31 protein-coding genes are annotated in these 25,683 nt (G+C 63.9%); 13 read left to right on the top strand and 18 right to left on the bottom strand.

The features are described from left to right. Nucleotides 1-17: 17 nt before the first annotated feature. The 6 genes from LC083_RS06740 to LC083_RS06715 all read right to left on the bottom strand — a co-directional run bounded on the left by LC083_RS06740 (nucleotide 18) and on the right by LC083_RS06715 (nucleotide 5,837). Nucleotides 18-956 (bottom strand): ParB/RepB/Spo0J family partition protein, encoded by a 939-nt coding sequence (locus LC083_RS06740; protein WP_226699711.1) that lies wholly within the window; start codon nucleotides 954-956, stop codon nucleotides 18-20. Continuing rightward, nucleotides 953-1,744 (bottom strand): ParA family protein, encoded by a 792-nt coding sequence (locus LC083_RS06735; RefSeq protein ID WP_226699710.1) that lies wholly within the window; start codon nucleotides 1,742-1,744, stop codon nucleotides 953-955. Before LC083_RS06735 ends, LC083_RS06740 begins: the two co-directional genes overlap by 4 nt. Beyond that, a complete protein-coding gene (gene rsmG / locus LC083_RS06730; RefSeq protein ID WP_226699709.1) occupies nucleotides 1,741-2,373 on the bottom strand; it encodes a 16S rRNA (guanine(527)-N(7))-methyltransferase RsmG in 633 nt (210 codons plus the stop codon). Before rsmG ends, LC083_RS06735 begins: the two co-directional genes overlap by 4 nt. After that, entirely contained in the window at nucleotides 2,370-4,223 is a 1,854-nt protein-coding gene (gene mnmG / locus LC083_RS06725; RefSeq protein WP_226699708.1) for a tRNA uridine-5-carboxymethylaminomethyl(34) synthesis enzyme MnmG, read from the bottom strand. Before mnmG ends, rsmG begins: the two co-directional genes overlap by 4 nt. A 61-nt stretch (nucleotides 4,224-4,284) precedes the next feature. Then, nucleotides 4,285-5,559: a tRNA uridine-5-carboxymethylaminomethyl(34) synthesis GTPase MnmE gene (gene mnmE / locus LC083_RS06720; protein WP_226699707.1), complete on the bottom strand. Its 1,275-nt coding sequence runs from the start codon at nucleotides 5,557-5,559 to the stop codon at nucleotides 4,285-4,287. Between the two features lie 14 nt (nucleotides 5,560-5,573). After that, nucleotides 5,574-5,837 (bottom strand): DUF6489 family protein, encoded by a 264-nt coding sequence (locus tag LC083_RS06715; protein WP_160608615.1) that lies wholly within the window; start codon nucleotides 5,835-5,837, stop codon nucleotides 5,574-5,576. A gap of 114 nt (nucleotides 5,838-5,951) precedes the next feature. Between LC083_RS06715 and LC083_RS06710 the strand changes: the two genes are divergently transcribed. The 3 genes from LC083_RS06710 to LC083_RS06700 are packed head-to-tail and all read left to right on the top strand — an operon-like array spanning nucleotide 5,952 to nucleotide 8,649. Next, on the top strand, nucleotides 5,952-6,647 hold the full coding sequence (locus LC083_RS06710) for a dienelactone hydrolase family protein (protein WP_226699706.1): 696 nt from the start codon (nucleotides 5,952-5,954) through the stop codon (nucleotides 6,645-6,647). A gap of 14 nt (nucleotides 6,648-6,661) precedes the next feature. Further along, nucleotides 6,662-8,248: an FMN-binding glutamate synthase family protein gene (locus LC083_RS06705; RefSeq protein ID WP_226699705.1), complete on the top strand. Its 1,587-nt coding sequence runs from the start codon at nucleotides 6,662-6,664 to the stop codon at nucleotides 8,246-8,248. After that, on the top strand, nucleotides 8,248-8,649 hold the full coding sequence (locus tag LC083_RS06700) for a nuclear transport factor 2 family protein (RefSeq protein WP_226699704.1): 402 nt from the start codon (nucleotides 8,248-8,250) through the stop codon (nucleotides 8,647-8,649). The genes LC083_RS06705 and LC083_RS06700 overlap by 1 nt, the downstream gene beginning before the upstream one ends. A 15-nt stretch (nucleotides 8,650-8,664) precedes the next feature. Here LC083_RS06700 and LC083_RS06695 read toward each other — a convergent pair whose 3' ends face one another. The 4 genes from LC083_RS06695 to hemE all read right to left on the bottom strand — a co-directional run bounded on the left by LC083_RS06695 (nucleotide 8,665) and on the right by hemE (nucleotide 12,029). After that, nucleotides 8,665-9,054, bottom strand: coding sequence for a BLUF domain-containing protein (locus LC083_RS06695; protein WP_226699703.1), 390 nt, complete (start codon nucleotides 9,052-9,054; stop codon nucleotides 8,665-8,667). A gap of 45 nt (nucleotides 9,055-9,099) precedes the next feature. Next, complete coding sequence (rho, locus tag LC083_RS06690; protein ID WP_160608611.1) at nucleotides 9,100-10,365, bottom strand: transcription termination factor Rho; 1,266 nt, start codon at nucleotides 10,363-10,365, stop codon at nucleotides 9,100-9,102. A gap of 163 nt (nucleotides 10,366-10,528) precedes the next feature. Then, entirely contained in the window at nucleotides 10,529-10,972 is a 444-nt protein-coding gene (locus LC083_RS06685; RefSeq protein ID WP_226699702.1) for a CopD family protein, read from the bottom strand. 31 nt (nucleotides 10,973-11,003) lie between these two features. After that, a complete protein-coding gene (hemE, locus tag LC083_RS06680; protein ID WP_226699701.1) occupies nucleotides 11,004-12,029 on the bottom strand; it encodes a uroporphyrinogen decarboxylase in 1,026 nt (341 codons plus the stop codon). A gap of 278 nt (nucleotides 12,030-12,307) precedes the next feature. On the opposite strand from hemE, the gene LC083_RS06675 reads away from it, so the two are divergent. From LC083_RS06675 to LC083_RS06635, 9 genes are all read left to right on the top strand, one after another. Further along, nucleotides 12,308-13,198: a pyruvate, water dikinase regulatory protein gene (locus tag LC083_RS06675; protein ID WP_222554768.1), complete on the top strand. Its 891-nt coding sequence runs from the start codon at nucleotides 12,308-12,310 to the stop codon at nucleotides 13,196-13,198. Next, nucleotides 13,195-13,791 carry a Maf family protein gene (locus LC083_RS06670; protein WP_226699700.1) on the top strand — a complete coding sequence of 199 codons (597 nt, stop codon included), beginning with the start codon at nucleotides 13,195-13,197 and terminating at the stop codon, nucleotides 13,789-13,791. Before LC083_RS06675 ends, LC083_RS06670 begins: the two co-directional genes overlap by 4 nt. After that, nucleotides 13,788-14,642: a shikimate dehydrogenase family protein gene (locus LC083_RS06665; protein ID WP_226699699.1), complete on the top strand. Its 855-nt coding sequence runs from the start codon at nucleotides 13,788-13,790 to the stop codon at nucleotides 14,640-14,642. The genes LC083_RS06670 and LC083_RS06665 overlap by 4 nt, the downstream gene beginning before the upstream one ends. Then, the gene (gene coaE, locus LC083_RS06660) at nucleotides 14,639-15,241 is read left to right on the top strand and encodes a dephospho-CoA kinase (protein WP_226699698.1); all 603 of its coding nucleotides are present in this window, start codon (nucleotides 14,639-14,641) and stop codon (nucleotides 15,239-15,241) included. The genes LC083_RS06665 and coaE overlap by 4 nt, the downstream gene beginning before the upstream one ends. Nucleotides 15,242-15,282: 41 nt before the next feature. Continuing rightward, nucleotides 15,283-15,969: a DNA polymerase III subunit epsilon gene (gene dnaQ, locus LC083_RS06655; protein WP_222554765.1), complete on the top strand. Its 687-nt coding sequence runs from the start codon at nucleotides 15,283-15,285 to the stop codon at nucleotides 15,967-15,969. 68 nt (nucleotides 15,970-16,037) lie between these two features. Next, the gene (hpf, locus tag LC083_RS06650) at nucleotides 16,038-16,607 is read left to right on the top strand and encodes a ribosome hibernation-promoting factor, HPF/YfiA family (protein WP_160608604.1); all 570 of its coding nucleotides are present in this window, start codon (nucleotides 16,038-16,040) and stop codon (nucleotides 16,605-16,607) included. Nucleotides 16,608-16,621: 14 nt separating this feature from the next. Then, entirely contained in the window at nucleotides 16,622-17,080 is a 459-nt protein-coding gene (locus tag LC083_RS06645) for a PaaI family thioesterase (RefSeq protein ID WP_226699697.1), read from the top strand. Nucleotides 17,081-17,088: 8 nt separating this feature from the next. After that, a complete protein-coding gene (locus tag LC083_RS06640) occupies nucleotides 17,089-17,427 on the top strand; it encodes a DUF1491 family protein (RefSeq protein WP_226699696.1) in 339 nt (112 codons plus the stop codon). Between the two features lie 200 nt (nucleotides 17,428-17,627). Next, on the top strand, nucleotides 17,628-18,281 hold the full coding sequence (locus tag LC083_RS06635) for a cell wall hydrolase (protein WP_226699695.1): 654 nt from the start codon (nucleotides 17,628-17,630) through the stop codon (nucleotides 18,279-18,281). Between the two features lie 72 nt (nucleotides 18,282-18,353). Here LC083_RS06635 and xth read toward each other — a convergent pair whose 3' ends face one another. Genes xth through LC083_RS06620 form a run of 3 tightly spaced genes read right to left on the bottom strand, consistent with a single transcriptional unit; the run spans nucleotide 18,354 to nucleotide 19,970 of the window. Continuing rightward, nucleotides 18,354-19,139: an exodeoxyribonuclease III gene (xth, locus tag LC083_RS06630; protein ID WP_226699694.1), complete on the bottom strand. Its 786-nt coding sequence runs from the start codon at nucleotides 19,137-19,139 to the stop codon at nucleotides 18,354-18,356. A 38-nt stretch (nucleotides 19,140-19,177) separates the two neighbouring features. After that, nucleotides 19,178-19,507 carry a HesB/IscA family protein gene (locus tag LC083_RS06625; RefSeq protein WP_226699693.1) on the bottom strand — a complete coding sequence of 110 codons (330 nt, stop codon included), beginning with the start codon at nucleotides 19,505-19,507 and terminating at the stop codon, nucleotides 19,178-19,180. 31 nt (nucleotides 19,508-19,538) lie between these two features. Beyond that, the gene (locus LC083_RS06620; protein ID WP_160608598.1) at nucleotides 19,539-19,970 is read right to left on the bottom strand and encodes a CBS domain-containing protein; all 432 of its coding nucleotides are present in this window, start codon (nucleotides 19,968-19,970) and stop codon (nucleotides 19,539-19,541) included. 111 nt (nucleotides 19,971-20,081) lie between these two features. Here LC083_RS06620 and LC083_RS06615 point away from each other — a divergent pair, with 111 nt between their 5' ends. Next, entirely contained in the window at nucleotides 20,082-20,381 is a 300-nt protein-coding gene (locus LC083_RS06615) for a hypothetical protein (RefSeq protein WP_226699692.1), read from the top strand. Here the strand turns inward: LC083_RS06615 and LC083_RS06610 are convergent. From LC083_RS06610 to LC083_RS06590, 5 genes are read right to left on the bottom strand one after another with little or no spacing between them, the layout of a single operon-like run. Next, nucleotides 20,378-20,749 carry a (2Fe-2S) ferredoxin domain-containing protein gene (locus tag LC083_RS06610; RefSeq protein WP_226699691.1) on the bottom strand — a complete coding sequence of 124 codons (372 nt, stop codon included), beginning with the start codon at nucleotides 20,747-20,749 and terminating at the stop codon, nucleotides 20,378-20,380. The genes LC083_RS06615 and LC083_RS06610 overlap by 4 nt on opposite strands. After that, on the bottom strand, nucleotides 20,742-22,862 hold the full coding sequence (locus tag LC083_RS06605; protein ID WP_226699690.1) for an alpha/beta hydrolase family protein: 2,121 nt from the start codon (nucleotides 22,860-22,862) through the stop codon (nucleotides 20,742-20,744). The genes LC083_RS06610 and LC083_RS06605 overlap by 8 nt, the downstream gene beginning before the upstream one ends. A gap of 43 nt (nucleotides 22,863-22,905) precedes the next feature. Further along, entirely contained in the window at nucleotides 22,906-23,412 is a 507-nt protein-coding gene (locus tag LC083_RS06600) for a DUF2497 domain-containing protein (protein ID WP_222554760.1), read from the bottom strand. 56 nt (nucleotides 23,413-23,468) lie between these two features. After that, nucleotides 23,469-24,971, bottom strand: coding sequence for a TolC family outer membrane protein (locus LC083_RS06595; protein WP_226699689.1), 1,503 nt, complete (start codon nucleotides 24,969-24,971; stop codon nucleotides 23,469-23,471). Then, entirely contained in the window at nucleotides 24,972-25,571 is a 600-nt protein-coding gene (locus LC083_RS06590; RefSeq protein WP_226699688.1) for a protein-L-isoaspartate O-methyltransferase family protein, read from the bottom strand. It abuts the gene before it with no gap. Between the last annotated feature and the right edge of the window lie 112 nt (nucleotides 25,572-25,683).

The raw sequence follows: 25,683 nt of genomic DNA, 5'->3' as shown, positions 1-25,683 counted from the left end.
ACAGCGTCCGCCCTGGCTCAGATATCGCCGCCGGTCAGGCGCTGGCAGATAAGGTCCAGCTGGTCGAGCGTGCGGTAGCGAATGGTCACCGTACCGGTATTCGGCGTGCCGTCGGTCCTGATCTGCACCGGCAGTCCGAGAAATTCCTCCAGATGCCCCTGCACCGCCGCGATATCGGCATCGGTCTCGGCTTCGGGCACGCTGGGACGCGACTTGCGCGGTTTGGCAGAAGCCCCGCCCTTGCGCGCCATCTTCTCGACTTCGCGGACCGAAAGACCTTCCTTCACCGCGCGCGAGGCGAGTTCCGATGCGCCCTCGTTGCCGATCAGCGCGCGGGCATGGCCCATGGAAAGCCTGCCGTTCGCAAGGAGGGCAAGGACGTCCTCGGGAAGCGCCAGCAGGCGCTGGAGATTGGCGACGTGGCTGCGCGACTTGTCGACAAGGCCGGCGATTTCCGCCTGGGTCATCCCCTCGTCATCAGCAAGCTTCTGATATGCCCGCGCTTCTTCCAGCGGGTTGAGATCTTCGCGCTGGAGGTTTTCGATCAGCGCCAGCGCCAGAACTTCGCGCTGATCGAGTTCGCGGACGATGGCGGGTATCTGGTGGAGCCTTGCGCGCTGCGCTGCACGCCAGCGACGTTCGCCGGCAACGAGGCGATAGCGCCCCCCGCTTCGCGGCGTGACGATAATCGGCTGGATAACGCCGCGCTGGGCGATCGAGGCCGCAAGCTCGTCCAGCGCATCGCTGTCGAAATGGGTACGCGGCTGCCCGGGTAGGGGTTCGATATCCGCAACCGGAATGCTGGCGAGCCCGGATGTGGCTTGAGCAGGCGTCGAACCGGTTAAATCACTGCTTTCGCTCGAGGAATTGATTAGCGGCTCTTCGCGCTGGACCTCGCCCAGAAGCGCGCCGAGGCCACGGCCGAGTTTCTTCTTGCGGTCGATAGCTTGGCTCATGCGGCCTTCCTTCTTTCCGGCAGGCGCCCGATCAGCTCGCGCGCCAATCCGATGTAGGCGCGGCTGCCGGGACAATTGTGGTCATAGACGAGCGCGGGCATCCCGTGGCTCGGCGCTTCCGACAGGCGAACATTGCGCGGAATGACGTTTTCGAAAACCAGATTGCCGAGGCAATCGCGAACATCGTCGGCCACCTGGTCGGTCAGGCGGTTACGGCGGTCGAACATCGTCAACGCAACGCCGACAATGCCGAGATCGGGATTGAAGCGCTGCTGCACCCGCTCCACCGTTTGCAAGAGCTGGCTAAGGCCTTCCAGGGCGAAAAACTCGCATTGCAGGGGCACGAGCAGTGTGTCCGCCGCGCCCAAGGCATTCAGCGTCAGCAGGCCCAGCGAAGGCGGGCAATCGATGAAACAGATGTCGTATCCGGCGAATCCACCCTTCCCGGCCTGGCCCAGAGCCTTGGAAAGGCGCGCGGTGCGATCTTCCACCGAGACGAGTTCAACCTCGGCGCCGGACAGGTCCTGGGTTGCCGGCACGATATCCAGCCCTGGAATTTCCGTCGGCTGGGCGCACTGGGCCAGCGATGCTTCTTCGAGAAGAAGGTCATAACTGGTGTATTCGCGCGCCGAGCCTTCAATCCCCATCCCAGTCGAAGCGTTTCCTTGCGGATCGAGGTCGATGAGCAGGGTTTTCCAGCCGGTGGCGGCCATCGCAGTTGCGATATTGATGGCGGTCGTGGTTTTGCCCACTCCGCCCTTCTGGTTGGCAATTGCGACGGTAATCATTGTTTTTCCCTCACTTTGCCCCTGCCAACGACCATTCCGGCCTCGCTATCCGTAACAGATTGTTCCACGTGGAACATGTTTCGGAGCGTTTTTGGAAGTTCCTGCACTTCCTGCGCTGCCGACCGCCCCTTGGGCAACACCCAATGCGTCCGCTCTGTGGAGAAGCGTGCGGATAACCGGAGGAGTTTCGGCAACGGAGCGAAGGCTCGTGCTGAAATCACGCCTGCCGGAAAACTTTCGACCAGTTCCAACCGGCTGCCCTCGATATGACAGTTTGCCAAATCAAGTTCGTCCCTCATCCGCTCGAGCCAGGCAACTCGCAGTTTGCGCGATTCGACGAGCACAACCTCCATCTCAGGGCGGAGAGCTGCGATGACGAGCCCCGGAAGGCCCGCCCCCGTCCCGAGGTCCAGCCACGGTCCCGATGTTTCACGTGGAACATGGTCGAGAAGCTGCGCCGAATCGGCAAAGTGCCGCGACCACATGCTATCAAGCGAGGCCTTGGCCACCAGGTTCTGGCGCTTGTTTTCCTGCGCAAGTGCGCTGCCGAGCCGTTCCAGGCGTTCGAGCGCAGCTGCATCGGCGAACCGGGCGACATACTGGCGCGCGCTGCCTTCATCGCCGATCATGCCGCAACCCCCTGCGCCCGCTTCACATGCACAAGCAACGCTGCAAGCGCAGATGGAGTAACGCCGGGCACGCGGCCCGCTGCGGCGAGGGAGGCGGGCTGGGCCGCTGACAGTCGCTCGACCATTTCGTTGGAAAGCCCCGGGATCGCGGCATAGGCGAAGCTGTCAGGAATGCGCAGGTTTTCACCCGCCCGCAGTTCGCGCAGCTCCGCATCCTGCCGCTCCAGATAGGGCGCGTAGAAGGCATCTTCCGCCATCTCTATGGCGAGCGGATCGGCCGGATCCAGGCCCTCGACAAGATCGGCGAGGGTTCTGATTGAAACGTGTCCGCCGCGAAGCCATTCGGCTGCGGGGCGGGTTCCCATGTCGAGACGCACCGTGCTGCCTTCATCCGTCAGCGCACGCGCAGATATCGGGGCATCGAACAAATTCTGGATGACCTGCTGGCGCTCGCTACGGCGGGCAAACCACTCACGGCGCTCCTCCCCGATAAGCCCTGCTGCAAGCCCGAGAGGGGTGAGGCGCGTGTCTGCGTTGGCGGCGCGTAGCCGCAAGCGGTACTCCGCGCGCGCGGTGAGCATGCGATAGGGTTCGGTGACGCCCTGAAGCGTGAGATCGTCGACCATCACCGCGATGTAGGAATTTGACCGGTCCAGCTTGGCACTCTCACATCCAAGAACGGCAGCTGCCGCCTCCATACCGGCCACCAGTCCCTGAGCGGCGGCTTCTTCGTATCCCGTGGTTCCGTTGATCTGCCCCGCACAGTAAAGGCCGGGAATGTCCCGAACCTCCAGCGTGGAGCGGAGGGCGCGCGGGTCGATATGGTCGTACTCGACCGCATAGCCCGGAACCTCCATCTCCACCCGCTCGAGGCCCTCCATGGCACGAAGCATGCCGAGCTGCACATCCGTCGGAAGCGATGTGCTGATGCCATTGGGATAGACAAGATGCGTCGATAGCCCTTCCGGTTCCAGGAAGACCTGGTGGCCGTCCCTGTCGCCGAATCGGTGGATCTTGTCCTCGATGGAAGGGCAATAGCGCGGCCCCGCCGCACCGATGGCACCGGAAAACAGGGGCGAACGGTCGAGATTGGCCCGGATGAGGTCGTGTGCCCGTTCATTGGTGCGCGTGATCGCACAGAACACCTGCGGATTGACCCTCCCCTCCGAAAGGGACGACATCGTCCACATCTCGCCATCGGAGGGCTGCTCTTCCAGGCGCGCCCAGTCGATGGTGCGCCCGTCGAGACGTGGCGGGGTGCCGGTCTTGAGGCGAGCCATCGGCAAGGCAGCATCGCGCAATTGGGCGGCAAGGCGATGGGCAGCGTTCTCGCCGATCCGTCCGCCTTCGAACCGTTCCTCGCCGCGAAACAGCGTGCCTCCCAGGAAAGTCCCGGTGCAGAGAATAACCGCAGCACTTTCCAGCGCAGACCCGTCGGCAAGTTCGAGACCGGTGACGCGGCCATTCGAAAGCTTCAAGGCAGCAGCCTCGCCTTCGACAAGGGTGAGGTTATCCTGCCGCGCCACGATGTCCTGCACCGCCGCATGGAAAAGTCGGCGGTCGGCCTGGATACGCGGCCCCCAAACGGCGCTTCCCTTCGAGCGGTTGAGCATCCGATAATGGATTGCCGCCGCATCGGCAGCGCGGCCGATCACCCCGTCCAGCGCATCGACCTCGCGGACGAGGTGGCCCTTGCCCAGACCGCCAATCGCGGGGTTGCAGCTCATCGCGCCTATCTTGGACAGGTCGAAGCTCACCAGCGCGGTGCGCGCACCCATGCGCGCCGAGGCACAGGCGGCCTCGACGCCGGCATGGCCGCCGCCGATAACGATGACTTCGAAGGACTGCATGGTTGGGCCGATAATTGCCTTTGCGCCAAGCGTCAAAGCCGAAGATGTTCCACGTGAAACACTACTTCCCGATGCAGAAGCGGCCGAACAGGGCGTCGAGTACATCTTCTGTCGAATGCCGACCGAGCAAACCGTCGAGCGCACGCCGCGCAATTCGCAATCTCTCGCCGATCAGGAGCAGGTCCTCCCCCGCCGAAATACCTTCGATTGCGTCATACGCATCCGAAAGCGATTCCGCCTGTCTCTGGTTGTATGCCGCGAGGCCGGGTTTGGGTAGCAACTGGCGAGCGCGCTGCACCAGGTCTGCAATCAGTGCCTCGACGCCCTCGCCCGTCTGCGCCGATACGTAATGCGCAGCGTTCGACTTGGCCGCCCCTTCAATATCACTCTTGGGTGAAATCTCGAGCGACCCGGCCGGTCCCTGCCCCTCATCGCCCAGCCACAGGATGATATCCGAGCGATCGAGTTCACGCCTTGCGCGGTCTATGCCGATACTTTCGATGGAGCCGGCACCACTTTCCCGCAGTCCAGCCGTATCGACGAGGATGAACGGCACCCCTCCAAAGGCGACCGGACGCTCGATAACGTCGCGGGTCGTTCCGGCTTCCTCGGAGACGATAGCGGCCCCTTCGTCGAGCAAGGCGTTGAAAAGCGAAGATTTGCCAGCATTGGGCGGGCCGGCAAAAACCACCCTGATGCCGTCGCGCAGGCGCTCTGCACGGGGGGCATCGAGGGCTGCGCGCCAATCGGCTGCCAGCGATGCCGCCGCATCGGTGAATTCGGGCGGAAGCGCCTCCACATCGTCCTCGTCCGAGAAATCGAGCGCGGCCTCGACCTGGGCGGAGAGGCCAAGCAGGCGATCGCGCCAGGCTTCGACCTGTCGGGAAAGCTGCCCTCCAGCCGACGCCTCCGCTGCACGGCGCTGCAATTCGGTTTCCGCCGACAGGAGATCGGCAAGACCTTCGGCCTCCGCCAGATCGACCACCCCATTGGCAAAGGCGCGCCTCGTGAACTCGCCCGGTTCCGCGCGGCGCAAGCCCTCCATCGTGCCAAGCGCGCGCTCGATCGCGGCAACGACTGCCCTGCCCCCGTGACAGTGTATTTCGGCCAGATCTTCGCCTGTCGCGGTGCGTGGACCATCGAAGAACAGGACCAGCGCCCTGTCGAGCACTCCGCCCTCACCGTCCTTCAGCACGCGCAATGAGGCGGTGCGCGCCGCAGGAAGGCCCCCAGCCAGCCTCTCGAGAGCCTTCGCCGCAGACGGCCCGCTGATGCGGATCACGCCGATGGCGGCGGGCGGCGACCCGCTGGAGAGCGCGAATATGGTGTCGGTCACTGGCGGCGCTGGACTCAGTCGTCGGACGGCTTGTCCGCCTTGGAGGAAGTGCGCGCGGCATTGGCGCCTTCCATGAAACTCTGGAACAGCTTGAAGCCGGCCTGGCCCATGGGAGCGAGCTGCTTGGCATATTCCTGCAGCTGGTCAGTGTTGGACACGCCCTTCATCGCCTTCGACATCATGTCGACATAGACAGCGTTCGCCTTCCCCACGTCGGGCAGGCCCATGAAGGTCCGCGCCTCCTCCGGCGTGCAGTCGATTTCGATATGGACCTTCATCGCGTTTCCTCCGTTGAGTGCTGGAGCGCACTTCTGGTGTCTGACACTATCTGGGTTTGCCAGCCCCGCACCGCAAGCGCTAGGCCTGCAATCGATCAAGGGAGAGAATACGCAATGAGCGAGTTGGTCAGCATTTCCACACTGGACGGCGAGAACAGCTTCAACGCCTATGTCGCGCGCCCGCAAGGCACTCCGCGTGCCGCCATCGTGGTCATCCAGGAAATCTTCGGCGTGAATGCCGGCATCCGCCGCAAGTGCGACAAGCTGGCCGAAGATGGCTACCTCGCCGTGGCCCCCGACCTGTTCTGGCAGTTCGAAGACGGTATCGAGCTCGATCCCGATATTGAGGCGGAAATGGGCAAGGCTCTGGATTTGTTCGGCAAATTCGACCAGGACCACGGCGTCCGCGATATCGAGGCGGCCATCCGCTACGCCCGCTCGCAAGGCTGCGCCAAGGTCGGCGCGGTCGGCTACTGCCTCGGCGGACGGCTTGCCTACATGACCGCGGCGCGCACCGACAGCGATGCCTCGGTCGGCTATTATGCGGTCGGGATCGACAATCTGCTGCGCGAAAAGCACGCCATCGCCAATCCCCTGATGCTCCACATCCCGACCGAAGACGGCTTCGTCGACAAGGCGACGCAGAAAGCCATGCATGACGGCCTCGGCGATCATCCCAAGGTCACGCTGCACGATTACGAAGGCCTCGATCACGGTTTCGCGACCGAATTCGGCAAGCGCCGCAGCGAAGAGGCGGCCCAGTTGGCCGATTCGCGCACCAGCGCCTTCTTTGCGCAGCACCTCGGCTGAGACGGGCACGGGTCGTGGAAAGGCTTCCCTTCCGCTACATCATCCCGGTCGCCCTCTACGTGCTGGTCGGCGCGGCCTGGATATTCGAACCGGCACGCTGGACCTTATGGATCCTCCTGCCTGGCCTACTCCTCGCAATATGGGATTTTGCACAGGAAAAACATACACTTAGGAGAAATTACCCGCTCGTCGCCCGCATCAGGTGGGTAATGGAAGACCTGCGCCCCTTTGCGCAGTCCTACATCGTGGAAGACGATCTGGAGGGACGCCCCTTCAGCCACCAGGCGCGCGCCCTGGTCTATGCGCGGGCCAAGGGCGATCTCGATTCGCATCCGATGGGCACCGAACTCGACGTCTATTCAGACGAATACGAGTGGGTCGGCCACTCCATTGCCCCGTCGCGCGATACACCCGAGGAATGGCGGGTCACTGTGGGAGAGAAGACCTGCGCGAAGCCCTATTCCTCCTCGCTGCTCAATATCTCGGCGATGAGCTTCGGTTCGCTGTCTGCGAAAGCGATCGAGGCTCTCAATGCAGGGGCAAAACTCGGCAATTTCGCGCACAACACCGGCGAAGGATCGATCAGCAAGTACCACCGCGAACCGGGCGGCGATCTCATCTGGGAACTGGGCAGCGGCTATTTCGGCGCCCGCGCAAAGGACGGCCGCTTCGATCCCGAGCAGTTCCGCGACAATGCCGCAAGCGATCAGGTCAAGATGATCGAATTGAAGCTGAGCCAGGGCGCCAAGCCCGGCCATGGCGGTGTGTTGCCCGGTATAAAGGTCACGCCCGAAATCGCCGAGGCGCGCGGCGTGCCTGTCGGCGAGACTGTAACCTCGCCGGCAGCCCATCCCGAATTCGATACGCCGATCGAATTGCTGGAATTCGTGACTCGCCTGCGCGACCTGTCGGGTGGGAAGCCCACCGGCATCAAGCTGTGCGTCGGCCAGCCGCACGAGATTTTCGCCATAGGCAAGGCGATGATCGAGACCGGACTGCACCCCGATTTCATCACGGTGGACGGGGCCGAAGGCGGTACCGGTGCCGCCCCGCTCGAACTGAGCAATTCGGTTGGCATGCCGCTGCGCGAAGGGCAGATTTTCGTGCGCAACATGCTCGTCGGCACGGAATTCCGCGACAAGGTCAAGATTGCGACCTCCGGCAAGATCCATTCGGGCGCCCAGATGGCCAAGAGCTTCGCCCTGGGTGCAGACTGGTGCAATGCCGCCCGGCCTTTCATGTTCTCGCTCGGCTGCGTCCAGTCGATGAACTGCCACAAGGGTACCTGCCCGACCGGGATTGCCACGCAGGACGCCTGGCGCCAGCGCGGCCTGGTAGTCGAGGACAAGGCGCCGCGCGTCGCCCGTTTCCAGCGCCAGACGCTGCATGCTCTGAAGGAAATCACCATCGCCATGGGCCTCGACAATCCATGGCAGATGCAGCCGATGGACATGCGCGAGCGCATCAACGGCGCACGCTCGGACGCCTTCGACAAGATCTACTACTTCGCGGAACCCGGCGTATTGCTGGACAAGCCGTCCTCGACTCCCCTCGCCCGCCACTGGGAAGCGGCGCGGGCCAACAGTTTCAGGAGACATTGATGAGTGCGGAACAAGGCCTCGCGCGCTGGCACAAGGTTATCGAGAACGGGTCCGACCCGGCCGAGCTCGCAGCGATCATGCGGCCCGATGCCGTGTTCCATTCGCCGGTCGTCCACACCCCCCAGGAAGGGCGCGAGATCGTCGTCGCCTATCTTTCTGCCGCGGGACAGACGCTCGGCAACGACAGCTTCACCTATGTCCGCGAACTGGTGGACGGAGAGAATGCCATGCTTGAATTCACCACCGAGATGGACGGCATCAAGGTCAACGGTATCGACCTCATCCGCTTCGACGAGGACGGCATGATTGCCGATTTCAAGGTCATGGTCCGACCGCTCAAGGCAGTGAACAAGGTCTGGGAAATGATGGCTGCCCAGCTCGAAAGGCAGAAAGCCGGCTGAAACGGCACCTGCGGCTCAAGCGCGCAGGAAATCCTCGACCAGCCCTAACACCCGGTCACCATCCGGTTTTCCGGCCAGTTCCTCGCGCAGCTGGTCGATGGCGGGCGGGCCGGTGAAGTTGATCAGCCGCTTCATCGCCCAGTCGGGAAACCAGGGTTCCTGCGCCCCTTCGTCGTAGACGATGACCAGGTCGGTATGGCGGGGATCACGCTCGATCTCGGCGAGCAGCCCTTCGACTTCCAGCGGCGGCCCTTCGAGGAACTGGAGGAACCGTTCGCCATCGTGCAGCAGGAAGCCGGTGATCCCGCGCGCAGGATTGCGGCGGTTGGAGGTGTCGATGATGTTGAACACCTCGGTGCTGTCGACTGCTGCAGCGATGGTGCTGCGATAGACAATCCTCTTCACTAGCCCCCCACCCGGAAGGGATTTCCTGCCGGGCGCCCCTTTTCCTTACTGGTTCATATTGGCGAAGAAGTCCTCGTTGGTCTTGGAATCCTTCATCTTGTCGAGCAGGAATTCCATCGCGTCGACCGTGCCCATCTGCATGAGGATACGGCGCAGGACCCACATCTTCGACAGCTTGTCCTTCTCGACCAGCAGCTCTTCCTTGCGGGTGCCGGACTTGCCGACATCCAGCGCCGGGAAGATGCGCTTGTCCGCGACCTTGCGGTCCAAGACGATTTCCGAGTTACCGGTGCCCTTGAATTCTTCGAAGATGACTTCGTCCATGCGGCTGCCGGTGTCGATCAGCGCGGTGGCGATGATGGACAGCGAACCGCCTTCCTCGATGTTGCGCGCTGCACCGAAGAAGCGCTTCGGGCGCTGCAGTGCATTGGCGTCGACACCGCCGGTCAGCACCTTGCCCGAGCTGGGCACTACGGTGTTGTAGGCGCGGCCGAGGCGGGTGATCGAGTCGAGCAGGATGACGACGTCGTGCTTGTGCTCGACGAGGCGCTTGGCCTTTTCGATGACCATTTCGGCAACCTGCACGTGGCGATTGGCCGGTTCGTCGAAGGTCGAGGAAATGACCTCGCCCTTCACGCTGCGCTGCATGTCGGTGACTTCTTCCGGACGCTCGTCGACGAGCAGGACCAGCAGGAAGACTTCCGGGTGGTTGTCGGTGATCGCCTTGGCGATGTTCTGCAGCAGCACGGTTTTACCCGTGCGCGGCGGGGCGACGATCAGCGCGCGCTGGCCCTTGCCCTGCGGCGAGATGATGTCGATCACGCGGGCCGACTTGTCCTTGACCGTGGGATCAAGCGTGTCGAGCGTCAGCTTCTCTTCGGGATAGAGCGGCGTGAGGTTGTCGAAATTGGTGCGGTGACGCACCGCATCCGGATCGTCGAAATTGACCTGGTAGAGCTTGGTCAGGGCGAAATAGCGCTCGCCCTCCTTGGGGGCTCGGATTTCGCCTTCGACGGTATCGCCCGTGCGCAGGCCCCATTTGCGGACCTGGTTGGGCGAGACGTAGATATCGTCGGGACCGGCAAGGTAGTTCGCCTCGGGGCTGCGCAGGAAGCCGAAGCCGTCCTGCAGCACCTCGATGGTGCCGATACCCATGATCTTTTCTTCGTACTCCTCGTCTTCGGCGAGCTCACGAAGGATGCAGAACATCAGGTCCTGCCGGCGCATGGTCGATGCGCCTTCGACGCCCAGTTCCTCGGCCATTGCCACGAGGTCTGCGGGCGTTTTCGCTTTCAAGTCTTTGAGATGCATAAATTTTACTCGATAAATCTGGAAATGGCCGGCGGGTCGGTATGGGCTTGGGGAAAGCGGACCCGGCGCCGTCAGTCATGCGGTGCCATTTGCCGGTGATGGGTGTGAAATAGGACTGCGCCCGCGCGCCGTCAATCGGCAAACGCGGTTGCCGGATCCCCGCTCAGAACGGGCGGACGACCACCAGCACGACGATGAAGGCAAGCAGGATGCCCGGCACCTCGCCATAGACGCGCAGCTGCTTCTCGGTCAGCGGACGTTCTCCGCGGGCCATCGCCTTGGACCGGGCAACCATCATGCCGTGATAGCCGGTCAGCACGATTACGAGCAGCAGTTTGGCATGGAACCAGCCCTGGCTGAACGCGCCGCTCTGCATGGCCAGCAGCAGACCCAGCACCCAGACGACTATAAGGCTGGGGGTGAGAATGATCTTGCGCAGCAGGCCCATGCGTTTGGCCCACAGCGCCTCTTCTTCCGATCCGGCCGCGGCGTCGTGGCAATAGATCATCTGGCGCGGCAGCATGAACAGGCCTGCCATCCAGAAGACCATGAAGATGATGTGCCCGGACTTGAGCCAGAGATAGGTCATCGCAAGAACGTCCTGCATGGGTTCGATCTAGTCATTGCGCGGCGCTTCGTCACCCCTGCCAGCCGCGCACGGTGGCAATCAGCCGCTCGACGTTTTCGATCGGCGTGCGCCGGTCGATCCCGTGGCCGAGGTTGAAGACATGGGGCCGGTCCGAAAAAGCCTCCAGGATTGCCTTGATGCGCCCTTCGAGGGCCGGACTACCCGAAAGCAGTAAAAGCGGGTCCAGATTGCCCTGTACGGCCATTCCGGCGGGCAATTCGCGTGCGACCCACAGCGGATCGAGCGTTTCGTCCACACCGACCGCCTTCACGCCCGTCTCGCGGGCATAGGCGGGCAGCTTTTCGCCCGAACCCTTGGGGAAGCCGATCACCGGCGTATCGGGATGGCGCTGTGCCAGTGCAGCGACGATCGCGGCATTGGGCGCGATGACCCAGCGTTCGAACTCGTCGGGCGCAAGGCTCCCGGCCCAGGAATCGAACAATTGCACCGCTTCGGCACCCGCCTCGATCTGGCCGGAAAGATATTCGACCGTGTCGCCGACGATGGCATCGATGATTGCCTGGAGCTTGCCCGGATCGCGATAGGCGAGCGCGCGGGCATCGTGCTGGTCGCGGCTGCCCTCGCCTGCGACCATGTAGGTGGCGACGGTCCAGGGACTGCCGGCAAAGCCCAGCATGGTAACGCCTTCGGGCAGCCGCTGACGGCACAGGCGCACGGTCTGGTAGATCGGCTCGTAGCGCGAATGGTTGGCCGCCAGCCCTTCGAGCGCGGCATCGACCAGCGGCGGCGAGAGCTTGGGACCTTCGCCGGCGAGGAATTCCAGGTGCTGGCCCATGGCGTGCGGCACGATCAGGATATCGGAGAACAGGATCGCCCCGTCGAAACCGAACCGGTCGATCGGCTGCAAGGTAATCTCGCACGCCGCCTCGCTGTCATATGCCATGGCGAGGAAGCCGCCCTTCTCGGCGCGCAGTTCGCGATATTCGGGAAGGTACCGACCAGCCTGGCGCATGAGCCAGAGCGGCACCTTGTCCGCGCGCTTGCCGTTCAGAGTGTCGAGCAGGAGGCCGGGCATCGAGAGAGAGTCCAATCCAATAAAAATGATTATTATAAGAGTTGAAGGAGTCTGTTGGCCCTGTGGATAATGGGCATAGCGGCCCCCTGCCTGATTTCTCCAGCAAGGGAAAGGGCGAGGGGCGGATTGCGACTCGGCAGATGGCTTGAGTCGAGTCAAACTTATCCCTGCTGTCCCCAGCCTGCGCATAAATCGGATTTGCTGTGCGGGAATCGCCCCCGAACAGGACTCGTAGCGGGGAGGGAATTCATCCCCGAACTTGTCGGCAGACCTGTCCCGTGGTTTATCCGGCGCTTCTCCACAGGCCGAAAGTCGCAACCATAACCGACCGCATCCACCTCCACCTGCTGTCCGATTCCACCGGTGAAACGCTGGAAATGCTGGCCAAGGCCGCGCTCGCCCAGTTCGACGATGCGGATGTCGTCAGGCATTTCTGGCCGATGGTGCGCTCGCGTCAGCATCTCGACCGCATCGTGCCCGAACTCAAGGCCAATCCGGGCCTCGTCCTGTTCACTCTCGTCAATCCCGAAGCCCGCGCGCGGCTGGAGGAAGTGTGCACCCAGAACGGCCTGCCCGCCGTGCCGATCCTCGACCGCGTGACCGAAGCGCTGGAAAAGGCGCTGGGCCAGGAGGCGCACGGTCGGCCCGGCCGCCAGCACCAGATGGACAAGGCCTATTTCGAACGGGTCGAGGCGATCCAATTCACTATCGCCCATGACGACGGGATCGGCTGGGAGAACTGGGAAGAGGCCGACATCATCCTTGCCGGTGTGTCGCGCAGTTCCAAGACGCCGACCAGCATCTACCTCGCCAACCGCGGCTACAAGGTGGCCAATATCCCGCTGGTGGTGGAAAGCCCGCCGCCGCCCAAGCTGTTCGAACTGAAGAAGCCGCTCGTCGTGGGCCTGACCACCGCGCCCGAACGGCTGGTCCAGATCCGCCGCAATCGCCTGCTGACGCTCAACGAGCAGTCACAGACCGCCTATATCGACAACGAACGGGTGAAGTCGGAAGTTGCCTTCGCCCGCCGCATGTTCGCCGACAATGGCTGGCCGGTAATCGACGTGACGCGCCGCTCGATCGAGGAAACCGCAGCTGCAATCATCCGTCTGTGCAGCGAACGCAGCCACAAGGCGGCAGGCGAATTCGAAGGAGGCAAGGCAATATGAGCGCGATTGCAGGCGAAGGCATCATCCTCGCCTCGAACTCTGCCTCGCGCAAGGCGATGCTCGAAGCGGCAGGCGTCGCTTTCGAGGCGCGTGCTGGCGACGTGGACGAGCGCGCACTCGAGGCGGAAATGGAAGACGCGGAACCGGCCGAAATCGCGCAGGCGCTGGCTGCGGCGAAGGCAACTGCGGTGGAGGCGAAGGGCCTCGTTCTCGGCAGCGATTCTCTGGTTGAGGTCGAGGGGCGGCGGTTCGACAAGCCGGCGACGCGCGAACAGGCGGCAGAACACCTGCGCTTCTTTTCTGGCAAGGCCATGACGCTGCACAGCGCCGCCGCGCTGGCGCGAGACGGGCGCATCGTGTGGATGGGATCGGACTTCGCCCGGCTGAAGGTCCGCCAACTCTCCGAGGAATTCATCGAGGCCTATCTCGATGCCGAATGGCCCGAGGTTTCCTACTGCGTCGGCGTGTTCCGGATCGAGGGTCCCGGCGTCCAATTGTTCGACAGCATCATGGGCGACCAGTTCACCGTGCTTGGCATGCCTTTGCTGCAGGTATTGGACGCGCTGCGCGAGGAAGGCGCCCTGCCCTCGTGACGATTTATGCGGAAGTCATCGGCGATCCGATTGCCCAGTCGAAATCGCCCGCGATCCACGGGTTCTGGATCGACAAGCTCGGCCTCGATGCGGAATATCGTGCGCACCACGTGATCGCCGACGATCTCGCCGCCTATCTGGAAGAACGGCGCGGCGATCCGGACTGGCGCGGCTGCAATGTCACCATGCCGCACAAGCAGGCGGTCATTTCGCTGCTTGACCGGCTCGAGCCGCTTGCCCGCCGTGTCGGTGCGGTGAATACCATTGTCAGGGCACCCGACGGCGCACTGGTCGGTCGCAACACCGATGTCGCAGGCTTTCTCGAGCCGCTGCGCGAACGCCTCAAGGCCACGCATTACTTCCGCATGGCGCGGATCCTCGGCACCGGCGGCGCAGCGCGGGCCATCGTTGCGGGACTGGCGGGCGAAGGCTTCACCCTCGTTCTTGCCGGGCGCGATGCGGGCAAAGCGGAGGCATTGCTCGGCGAACTCGATCCGGGCGGGGAGCATCATGTCGCGCCGCTCGACCATTTCGCCAAACCCACCGATTTCGCATTCGACGACCGGGAGGGCTGCTGCGACCTGGTCATCAACGCATCCCCGCTCGGCATGCGCGGCCAGCCGCCGCTCGAATTCGACTGGAGCCATGCGCCCCCCGGTTCCGTCGCCTACGATATCGTGACCGATCCGGTCGAAACCGAATTCTTGCAGCAGGCGCGGTCGGCAGGTTTCGAGACCATCGACGGTCTCGCCATGCTGATCGGGCAAGCCGCGGCTGCATTCACCCATTTCTTCGGTGTGGAGCCCCCGCGCGGACACGATGCCGAATTGCGCCAAAGGCTGATGGCATGACCCGCCCCCTCATCGTCGGGCTTACCGGCTCCATCGGCATGGGCAAGTCCACCGTCGCCGCCATGTTCGAGGGCGCCGGCGTGCCGGTTTTCGACGCCGACAGGGAGGTGCGCGCCATGCAGGGCCCGGGCGGTGAACTGGTCGATGCGATCGAACGCGAATTTCCCGGCAGCACCGGTGCAGAAGGCGTGTTGCGCGACCGGCTGGGACAGCAGGTTTTCGCCGATCCGCAAGCCCTCGCCCGGCTCGAGGCGATCGTGCATCCTGCCGTCGCCGAAAAACGCGGGGCATTCCTGATCGAGCACGCCGGGCAGGACATGGTGGTGTTCGACATCCCGCTCCTGTTCGAAAAGGGCGGATCGCAGGCCGTCGACGCGGTCGTCGTCGTGTCGGCTCCGGCCGAAGTGCAGCGCCAGCGCGTGCTGGCGCGTCCCGGCATGACGCCCGAGAAATTCGCCCATATCCTCTCGATCCAGGTGCCCGATATCGAGAAGCGCGAGCGTGCCGACCACGTGATCGACACTGGTACGAGCCTTGCGCAAACCGAGGCGGCGGTGCGCGCCCTCATCGAAAAGCTGCGCCAAGAAAAGCGCGGCTAAACCTCTTGTAATCCGCCAGCGCGAGTCCGATAGTCGGGCCAATGCGCGAGATCGTCTTCGACACCGAAACCACCGGGCTGGATCCAAGGACCGGCGACCGGATGGTCGAAATAGGCTGCATCGAATTGCTCAATCTCGTGCCCACCGGCGCGACCTATCACACCTATTACAATCCGGAACGCGACATGCCCGCCGGCGCGGAAGCCGTGCACGGTCTTTCGGCATCGTTCCTGTCGGACAAGCCGCTGTTCCGCGACATTGCGCACGAATTGCTCGACTTCATCGGCGATGCGCCGCTGGTCGCGCATAACGCCGGGTTCGACTTCGCCTTCCTCAATGCCGAACTGGCGCTGTGCGAACGCGAAGCGGTGTGCACCAGCCGCATGGTCGACACCGTCGCCATCGCCAAGAAGCGCCACCCGGGGGCCAAGCTTTCGCTGGATGCGCTGTGTACGCGCTACGGGATCGACCGCAGCCACCGCGTGAAGCACGGCGCGCTGCTCGACGCGGAACTTCTGGCGCAGGTCTATGTCGAGCTGAAGGGTGGCAGGCAGATCGGTCTCGAACTGGCCGCCGAACGGGTGGTCCGGGTCGAACGCGAAGTCATTGCGGTGCGCCAGGCACCCGACCGCCCCCGGCGCGAGCCGCGGCCCCACGCGCCGAGCGAGGAAGAACTCGCGCGGCACAGGAAATTCATGTCCGGGATCGAAAACCCGCTCTGGGGATAGGTTCAGGTACCCACCCGGCCGACACAGCCGGACCGGGGATCGGCAGGGTGCGATAGAGGAGATACCATATGGATGTTCGCGTCTCAGGCCACCAGATCGACACCGGCGCTGCCCTGCAGAGCCATGTCGAAGACCGCATGCAAGGCATCGTCGACAAGTATTTCAACCGCGCGATCTCCTCGCATATCACTCTGGGCAAGGGCCCCGGCGGGTCTTTCACCTCCGATATCGTGACGCATGTGATGCAGGGCCTGATCCTCAAGGGCCATGCCGAGGCGCATGACGTTCACCAGGCTTTCGAACAGGCCGCCGGCAAGATCGAGAAGCAGCTGCGGCGCTACAAGCGGCGCATCCAGGATCGCCACGAACAGGCGCAGCACGCCATGCGCGAGGAAGAGGCTGCCTACACCATCTTCGCCGCGCCCGAACCGGATACCGAAGAGGAAATCACGGCCGACAGTCCGCCGATCATCGCGGAAACCAGCGCGATCATCCCGGAATGTTCGGTTGCCGATGCCGTGATGATGCTCGATTTGCAGAACACCAACGCCATCCTGTTCAAGAACGGGGCTACCGAAGCGCACAACATGGTCTATCGCCGCCCCGACGGCTCGATCGGCTGGGTCGAGCCCCGGTAAAGAAGGAAGGAATGATGAACCAGGCGGCTACCAGCGGGGCCGAGCGGCACTGGCGTGCGCTCGAGCGGCTCTACGCTTCCGCCCCGGTGAACTCGCTCTTCGCCTCGCAGCTCGAGGTGACGGGCGAAGGCCGCGCAAGGATCGTATTCGACGTGACCGAAGCCGCCTATCACGCGGCCGGTGCCGCACACGGGACCATCTATTTCAAGATGCTCGATGATGCGGCCTTCTATGCAGCGAACACCCTGGTGACCGACCGTTTCCTGCTGACGACATCCTTCAACCTCCACTTCACCAAGCCGGTGCGAACCGGCAAGGTCGTGGCCGAGGGGCGCTGGGTCAGCGGGCGCCGCCGCGTGTTTGTGGCCGAATCGCGCCTGGTGGACGAAGAAGGCGACGAAATCGGGCGCGGAACCGGCACGTTCATGAAGTCGCGCATCCCGCTCTCCAGCCTTGCCGGATATTCGGGTTGAGGACCGGCATGGAGGGCGCGCGCCTCCCTACCCACCTCGAAGTGACGGGCCTGATCCGGGCAGCGCAGCAGCAGGGCGGCTTTGCAACGGTCCTCCGCTCGGGCGAACGCGATGCGGGAACCCTGGCGATATTAACCACCAATAGTGGCAATAATACAATGCTTTGGGAGCGCCTGCCGCGGCTCGATGGCGACCGAATCTTCGAGTGTACCAAGCAGCAAGATACGGAAAACAAAGAAGATTTCGAGGATTATCTGGCCCGCCGCATGGCCCGTGACCCCGATCTTTGGATTCTCGAACTGGATGGCCCTGAAATGGAACGCTTGGTCGCAGAGTGGGCCCGTTAACTTGACACGGTTTCAAATGAGACTATTTGGCCGCCCAGCTTCGATGCGTAGGCGGCTTGCAACGGCAATGGGGTCGGCAGGCTAGCACGCAGACGGGGAGCAAGCGGCAGGACCGCAATCGGATCCGACCAAATGGCGCCAGAAACGCGCTGTGGATCCCGGCCTGCGACAGCGAGCTCACCGCTTAGTCATTCGGAATAATGCGAAAGAGTTTTTTTGCCGCCGCGGCGACTGCCGCGACGCTTATTGCGAGCCTTGCCGGGGCTGAAGAAACCGGCGCCACGGTCCTCGCTGCAGAAGCGGACCGTAATACCACTGTCTCCGAAACCGCCCTCACCGACGAGGTTGTCCCGGTTTTCGTCGAAGGCGAAGTGGTCCAGGACATTCCGGAAGAACCGGAATCCACCGACGAGATTTCCGACGACGCAATGCAGGCCGCCAGCCTGCACGACCTCGTCGCCTCCATGCCCGCAGCCGGCCAGCTGTCGGAAGAAATGCGCTGCCTTGCCGGCGCGATCTATTTCGAATCGCGCGGCGAGCCGCTCGAAGGCCAGCTTGCCGTTGCGCAGGTGATCATCAACCGCAGCGAATCGCGCCAGTTCCCGTCGAGCTATTGCGGCGTGGTCTACCAGCGTTCGCAGTTCAGCTTCGTGCGCGGTGGCCGGATGCCCAGCATCAAGCAGCACTCCGCTGCTTGGAAGCGGGCCAAGGCGATCGCCCGCATCGCGCATCAGGGCCTGTGGGACAGCGCTGCAGACGATTCGCTCTACTTCCACGCGAATTACGTCCGTCCGAGCTGGGCGAAGCGCAAGGTCGCCCGCGCGACGATCAATACGCACATCTTCTACCGTTAAGTCCGGTAGCCGAGATCAGATTGGGGCCGTCTCGCCGTGCTGCGAGGCGGCCCTTTTCCATAGCGAGGTCGCTCAGCTGCGAAGTTCGACCCAGACGGGCGTATGGTCGCTGGCTTTCTCGCGGCCGCGATATTCCTTGTCGACACCGGCAGCGGTCATGCGATCGGCTAGCTCGGGCGAAAGCAGGATGTGGTCGATCCGGAACCCGTGATCGCGCTGCCAGGCACCGGCCTGGTAGTCCCAATAGGTCCACACGCCGCCGCGCGGATTGAGCGTATCGATCGCATCGGTCCAGCCATCGCCGAGCAGGCGCTTGTAGGCATCGCGCGATTCGGGCTGCATCAGCGCGTCGGATGCCATGGCCTTGGGCGACCAGACGTCCTTGTCTTCGGGAATGACGTTGTAATCGCCCAGCACCACGGCGGGCACTTCCTCGTCCCAGATCGCCTTCATGCGTTCCCGCAGCTTGCCCATCCAGGCGAGCTTGTAGTCGAACTTTGACCCGGGGTGCGGATTGCCGTTGGGAAGGTAGAGGTTGCAGATGCGCACGCCGTTGACCTCGGCCTCGAGGTAGCGTGCCTGTTCTCCCTCGCCATCGTTCGGGCCGTCGATGCCGAGGCCGCGCTGGATTTCGACCGGCTCCACGCCATCGGCGAGGATGGCGACGCCGTTGAAGCTTTTCTGCCCGTGCCAGATCGCTTTGTAACCGATTTCCTCGAACTCGGCGGCGGGGAAGCCGTCGTCCATCGTCTTGATTTCCTGCAGGCAGGCGACGGTGGGACGCGTTTCCTCGAGCCATTCCTTGAGACGCGGAAGGCGGGCCTTGATCCCGTTGATGTTGAAGCTGGCAATACGCATGGGCCGCGTGATGCCCGAAACGCCGCGCCGGGTCTAACCTAAATCCCGAAGCTCGATCCGCAGCCGCAGCCGGCCGCTGCCTGCGGGTTTTCGACCTTGAAGGCCGCCCCGCCGAGCGATTCGACGAAATCGACTGTGCTGCCGGCGACAAGGTCGAGGCTCACCGGGTCGACCACCAGGCGCACGCCGTCGGTTTCGCTGACGCTGTCGTCGGCTTCCGCACCTTCGGCGAGGTCGAACTTGTACTGGAAACCGGAACAGCCCCCGCCCTCGACCGAAAGGCGCAGGATTGCAGGCTTTGCCTGCTTGGCGGCAATCGCGGCGACGCGCTTCGCAGCGGACGGGGTCAGGGTGAGCGTTTCGGCCATGGGCGCGATGTAGGGAGTGTCGGGCCGCTGCTCAACCGTGCGTGATATATTCCCGCATGGCCTCGGCTTCGTGCTGCACCTCGTCGTATCGGAACTTCACCAAGTCGCCGATGGAGATGAACCCGCACATCATCTCGGTCTCGATGACGGGCAAGTGGCGGATGCGCCGGCGGGTCATCAGGCCCAGCGCATCGTCGATGGTCGTCATCCGGTCGACCGTGATGGCAGGCGAAGTCATAACTTCGCCGACCCTTCGATCGAGACAGGCCTCGCCCTCGTCGGCGAGGCGGTGAATCACGTCGCGCTCGGAAAAGATGCCGGCGACACGGCCCTGTTCGAGCACGGGCAGGGCGCCGATACGCTTACTGGCAAGGATACGCACGGCTTCGCGGACGGACTGTCCGACCTCCACCGAGATGATGTCGGAACTCGCCCGCCCCTCGATGAGATTGCCGATGTTCATGCGCCTCTCCTGTGTTGCCTGTGCGGCAAGAATGACATTTTCCGGCGCAATTGGCGAGTCCGGCGGCGCGAAACCGTTGAAGCGCGTGCTTCTCATCGCCATTGAGGGGGCATGACCAAGAAATCGCCGCTCGACGATCCCCAGCAGGCAGCCTTCGCCTGGGCGCGGTTCCGGCGGCTGATGCGCTTCCTGTTCCTGCTGACTGTCGGTATCGTCGCCATCGCGATGGCCCTGCTCTACAAGCAGGGCAGCGCGGCATCGGTGCATTATTACATCGCCATCGCGCTCGGCATCGGTTTCACCATGCTGCTGACCGGCGCGCTGATGGGGCTGATGTTCCTGTCGTCGGGCACCGGCCACGACGAAAGCGTCGAGGACCCGACCGGCGACAGCTGGCGCGACAAGGACTAGTCGGCGCCGTCCGGTTCGCGCAGACGGTATTCCTCGACCGGGACCCCGCCGATCAGATGACGCTGGATGATCGCTTCCAGCACCTCTTCATCGCACGAATGATACCAGACGTTATCGGGCCAGACGACGGCGATCGGCCCCTTGGCGCAGACTTGGAGGCAGTCGGCCTTGGTCCGCTGGACCTTGCCGCCAGGCCCGGCGAGACCCAGCTCCTTCAGCCGCTTCTTGAGATAGTTCCAGGCCGCCTTGCCCTCGTCGCGCGAGCAGCATTTCTGCTTCTCGCTGACCGCGCAAAGGAAGATCTGGCGCTCCAGCCCTGAAGCGCCGATCTTCGCAAAGGCCCTTTGCGCCTTCTCTAGCTTACTCACCCGCGCCGTCCGGCTTCAGCCAGCGGTCAAGCCAGGCGAACACGGTGTTGTGCCACTGCAGCGAATTCTTGGCGCCCAGCACCCAGTGGTTTTCCGAAGGGAAGACCAGCAGCTGGCTCGGGATGTTGCGCTCCTGCAGGGCCGTGAAGCTGGCAAGGCCCTGCGTGTAGGGCACACGGAAGTCCTTTTCGCCCGCGATCACCAGCATCGGGGTCTGCCACTTGTCGACGTGGTTGACCGGGTTCCAACGCTCGTATTCCTCGCTGTTCTCCGCATAGTTTCCGCCGAATTCCCACTTGGGAAACCACAGTTCCTCGGTGGTGTAATAGAAGCTGCGCATGTCGAAGAGGCCGTCGTGCTGCACCAGGCAGTCGAACCGGTCGGGCCATTTCCCGGCAATCCAGTTCATCATGTAGCCGCCGTAACTTGCCCCCATGGCGCAGGCGCGGGTGCCGTCGATCTGCTTGTCCCGCTCGAGCGCGGCGGCAAGGCCAAGCTGGAGGTCTTCGAGCGGCTTACCGCCCCAGTCGTTGCGGATCGCGTCGGTGAAGGCCTGACCGTATCCGGTGGAGCCATGGAAATCGACCGAGATGACCGCATAGCCCTGGCTGGCGACAACACGCGGGTTCCAGCGGCTCGACCAACCGTCGTTGAACGAGCCCTGTGGGCCGCCATGGACGTAAAGGATAGCGGGCATCTTGCCGTCATACCCGTCGAGCTTGGTGATCTGGCCCCAGACGGTGTTGCCGTTCGCGCCCTTGAAGCTGAAACGTTCGACCACGACCGGCGCGAGCTTGCCGACGACCTGCGAGGCGACCTGCGTCAGCGGCTTGGCCTGCGCCCAGTCGCGCGACAGGTACAGCTCGGCCGGCGCGCCGATCGAATCGCGGGTGAACAGCAGGTCGCCGCCATGCAGCGGGACGATATTGCCGATGTGGGCCTCGTTACCGGCCATCAGGTCGAGCCGTTCGACCGCGCCGGTCCGCGGATCGATGCGGAAGGCCGGCGTATCGAGGACGTCCTGCGCACTCGCCACGATCCAGCGCGAATCCGGGGTCCAGGCGATGCTGCCGAAGCTTCGGTCGAAACTCGCGGTCAGCGGCGTGGTGACGCCGGTCTTGAGGTCGCGCAGCATGATGACCTGCCGGTCCGCCTCGTAAGTGGGCCGTTCCATGGCGACATAGGCGAGGTACTGGCCATCGGGCGAAGGGGTCGGCAGCGCGTCGAGCGCCTCGTTGGCCTTGGTCAGATTGACCGGCGCATTGCCCGACAGGTCGGAGAACCAGATGTCGAGATTGGTCGAATAGGGCTCCTTCGCATCGGCTTCGCGCGCGGTGAAGAACACGCCCTTGCCATCGGCCGCCCAAGCAACATCCTCGCCGCCGCCGAAGGGCATGGTCGGCGTGTCGCCATTCGGCCCGCCTACGCCGAGCGGCCCGTCCACGGGCGTGCCCGTGCCGGTGGCGATGCCGTTTTCGAGCGGGAAAGCGAATACGCGGCTGAGCGTACCCGGTGTCTCCCAGCTGTCCCAGTGGCGGTAGAACCCGCCATCGCCTTCGTAGAGACGACCGTCGCCGGGGCCGGGCAGGTATTTCTTCGCGCTGTCATCGCAATCGATACGCGTGCAACTGCGTGCGATGTCGGTCCAGATGGCGATCCGGCTGCCGTCGCGCGCGACGCTGTAGCCATTGACCGCGCGGGGGAGGGCGGTGACCTGTGCCGCGTTCGATACCGAGCCGTCGGAACCGATGCGGGCGCGCCAGACCTGCGTCGTGGCATCGTCGCCGGCACCATCGGCCATGTAGTAGAGCCAGCCGTCGTTGCCAAAACTCGCCGAAGATCCTTCGAGGTCGAGCTCGATAGGCGCGCTGTCCACGTCGGCAAGCGAACGCAGGTAGAGCTTGCCCGAACGCTTGTAGCCTTCCGGATCGGTCGTCGTGACCGAATAGACCGCGAGCGTCCCTTCCGGATTGACCGTGGGACTGCCGAGACGCGGCATGGTGACGAGGTCTTCGGCGCTCATCGGCGCGCGCGCGTCCTGCGCGGCGAGCGGGGTGGCGAGAAGCGCAAAGGCGCTGGCGAGCGGGAATGCGGCCCGGATGCGTGCTGTCATGGCCGCGCGGTGTAGCGCGACAATTCTGGCAAGGGTAGGGGGGTTAGCTCTTCTTGCCGGCGATGCGCGCGATCTCGGCCTTGACCAGCTCTTCGACCATGCCGGGCAGGTTCTTGTCGAGCCATTCGGCCAGCATCGGGCGCAGCAATTCGCGGGTCAGACCTTCGAGCGAGGTTTCGCCCTGGCGCACGATCTGCGGCTGCTTGCCCGGCTGGGCGAGCATGGCGAGCGCGGCGAAGTTCTGGCGCATGGCTTCGCGCGTGTCGCCGCGGGTCAGGGCATCTTCCTCATCGTCGTCATCGTCCGAAACGGCTGCGGCAGAGGCTTCGACGTCGTCAGCCTCGACCACCAGTTCCTCGCCCAGGTCTGCACCCAGTTCGAGTACTTCTTCCGCTTCTTCGGCATCGGCAGGTTCGGCCGCTTCGGTCACGAGGCCGCGGCGCTTGCGGCGGTCGGCGATCATTTCGCCGCGCTGTTCGCTGTCGCGCGCAATGACCTTCTTGATCGAGTCGAGGATTTCTTCGACCGATGGTTCGCCCTGCTGTCCCATGCCTACCCCTGCAACCTCACTGGAATCCCGAATCGGGACGCTCGCTATAGCCCAGCCTATTCGCCAGAGTCAGCAGATTCGGGAATTTGTGCAGTCGGTGCGGGCACTTCCACCGTGCGCGGCGACTTGGTGACCGGATCCGGATCGCGGCTCCAGTCCCAGATATTGCCGCGTACGCGGTCGTAATTGGCGACCGGATCGTAGAGCACGCCCTCGTCGCCGAGGCCAAGATCGCGTGCCTCGGCACGGCCCATTGCGGCCAGCAGCGAGAAGCCCGCCACATAGGCGTTGCGGCGTGCAGTCACGAGCTGGACGCGGCTTTGCAGCAATTCCTGTTCGGCGTTGAGTACGTCGAGGATGGTGCGATTGCCGATGGAGTTTTCCGCGCGCACGCCTTCGAGGCTCAGTTCGGCAGCGGCAACCGCGCTCTGCGAGCTTTCGATGATGGCGAGCGAGGCCTGCCAGCTCGACCAGGCGGAACGGACCTGCGCAATCACGTCCCGCTCGGTCGCAATCACGGTTTCGAGCGCAGCCGAGGCGCGGGCCTGTGCCTGGCGCTGGAGCGCAGCCGTTCGCCCGCCCTGGAAGATCGGCAGGCGCAGCGAGACACCGGCCGACGCGGCGGTCGCGGTCTGGTCGCTGGGAATGCGCGGGCTGGTCGGATCCTGCGGATCCTCGAATCCGTCGGGAATGCTGCCGAGGAAGTTCTGGTAGTCGTAGCCCGCGAAGATCGAGACGCGCGGCAGGCGGCCCGATCCGGCGACATTGATGTCGTAGCCTGCCGCCGCGGCACGTTCCTGCGCGGCGATCAGGTCGGGATTGTGTTCCAGTGCCACATCTACCGCAGTCTCCACATCGCCGGGAAGGCCCGGCAGGGGCGGCGGAGGGGCAAGGTCGTTCGGCGCATCGCCGACCAGCGCGATATAGTTCTCGCGCGCAGCGATCAGGTTTGCCTGCGAGGTCCTGAAATCGCCCTGCGCCACGGCCAGGCGTGCCTGCGACTGGGCAACGTCGGTGCGGGTCAGGTCACCGATTTCGAAGCGGTCGCTGGTTGCCTGGACATTGACCGACAGCACATCGACCTGGTTGGACGAAAGCGCAACGAGCGCCTGCCCGCGCAGCACGTCCATGTAGGCGGCAACGACGCGCGAGAAGATGGCGCTTTCGGTCGCGCGCAGATCGGCCCTGCCGGCCTGCACGCGCTCTTCGGCGGCGCGGATGGAATTCTTCACCGCACCGCCCGAATAGATCGGAACGCCGAGGTCGACGCCTGCGACCAGTGCTCGCGCAGGCGCGAAGAAGCTGGTGGAGTTCTGCTTGAGGAATTCGGTCACGGTCGCCGTGCCGTCGACCGAGGGAAGGCCCGCCGATTTCTCGATCGGGACGTTCTCGTCGGCGGCGCGCAACTGGGCGCGCGCGGCTTCGAGCGTGGGATTGTTGAGATAGGCGTCAGTCAGCGCTTCCTGCAGCGTGTCGGCATGCGCCGCCCCCTGCGGAAAAGCGATTGCGGCGATGCTCGCCGAAATAGCCAGTCCTGCCCGAAACCCTCCCAATGCCATTCAGAAACTCCAGCTTGCCGGTTTGTCGAATGCGCCGAGGCGCGGAATGCCCATCTCTGCGAGCGGCAGCAGGCCCAGCGCCTTGCCTGCCTTGCGACCGGTGGCGAGGCGCGTGACGCCGCGTTCGACCAGGCCGGTCACGATGCGGCCATTGTCGGCCACCAGCTTGGCGAGGCCGGCGGGGACGTGTTCGATAGCCCCGTCGACGAGCACGAGCGTGTACTCGCCCTTCTTCTTGGCGTTTGCGGCCTTGTCGGGGCTGGTCACGTCGAGCGAAGCGACCAGCGGCTTTACCAGCGCGGGCAGGTAGCCGCTGCCGGCATCGACCACGAGCACCTTGTCCTCGCTCGTCGGGCGGGCTTCGGCCAGCATCGCGCCGTGGAACAGCGGCGCCGGCAGGAAGCCGCCATCAGCGAGGCGGATGGCCCGGTCCATGTAGGCGGTGCCCTTGGCGCTATCCGGCACGAAATCTTCGCGCGCGACAGTGCCCATGCGTTCGAGAACGAAGGCTTCGTTCACGCCGCTGGTGCGCAGCTGGCTGTCGATCATCGCCTTGCGGGCGGCGGCATAGTCGGGGCGGGTCTGAGTTTGAGTAGTCATGATAATCCGGGGGCTGTATTACATCGATAACACGGCTTTGCAAGCTCCCGTTGCCTTAGGCGCAAGACCCGTTGCTTCCAAGCGCTTTGACCGATGGCCTGTTCCGCGCCTA

Origin of the sequence: Qipengyuania gaetbuli (genome assembly GCF_020524765.1) — a bacterium.
GTDB classification, from domain to species: Bacteria; Pseudomonadota; Alphaproteobacteria; order Sphingomonadales; family Sphingomonadaceae; genus Qipengyuania; species Qipengyuania gaetbuli_A.
This window is presented reverse-complemented; position numbering and strand designations above follow the sequence as displayed.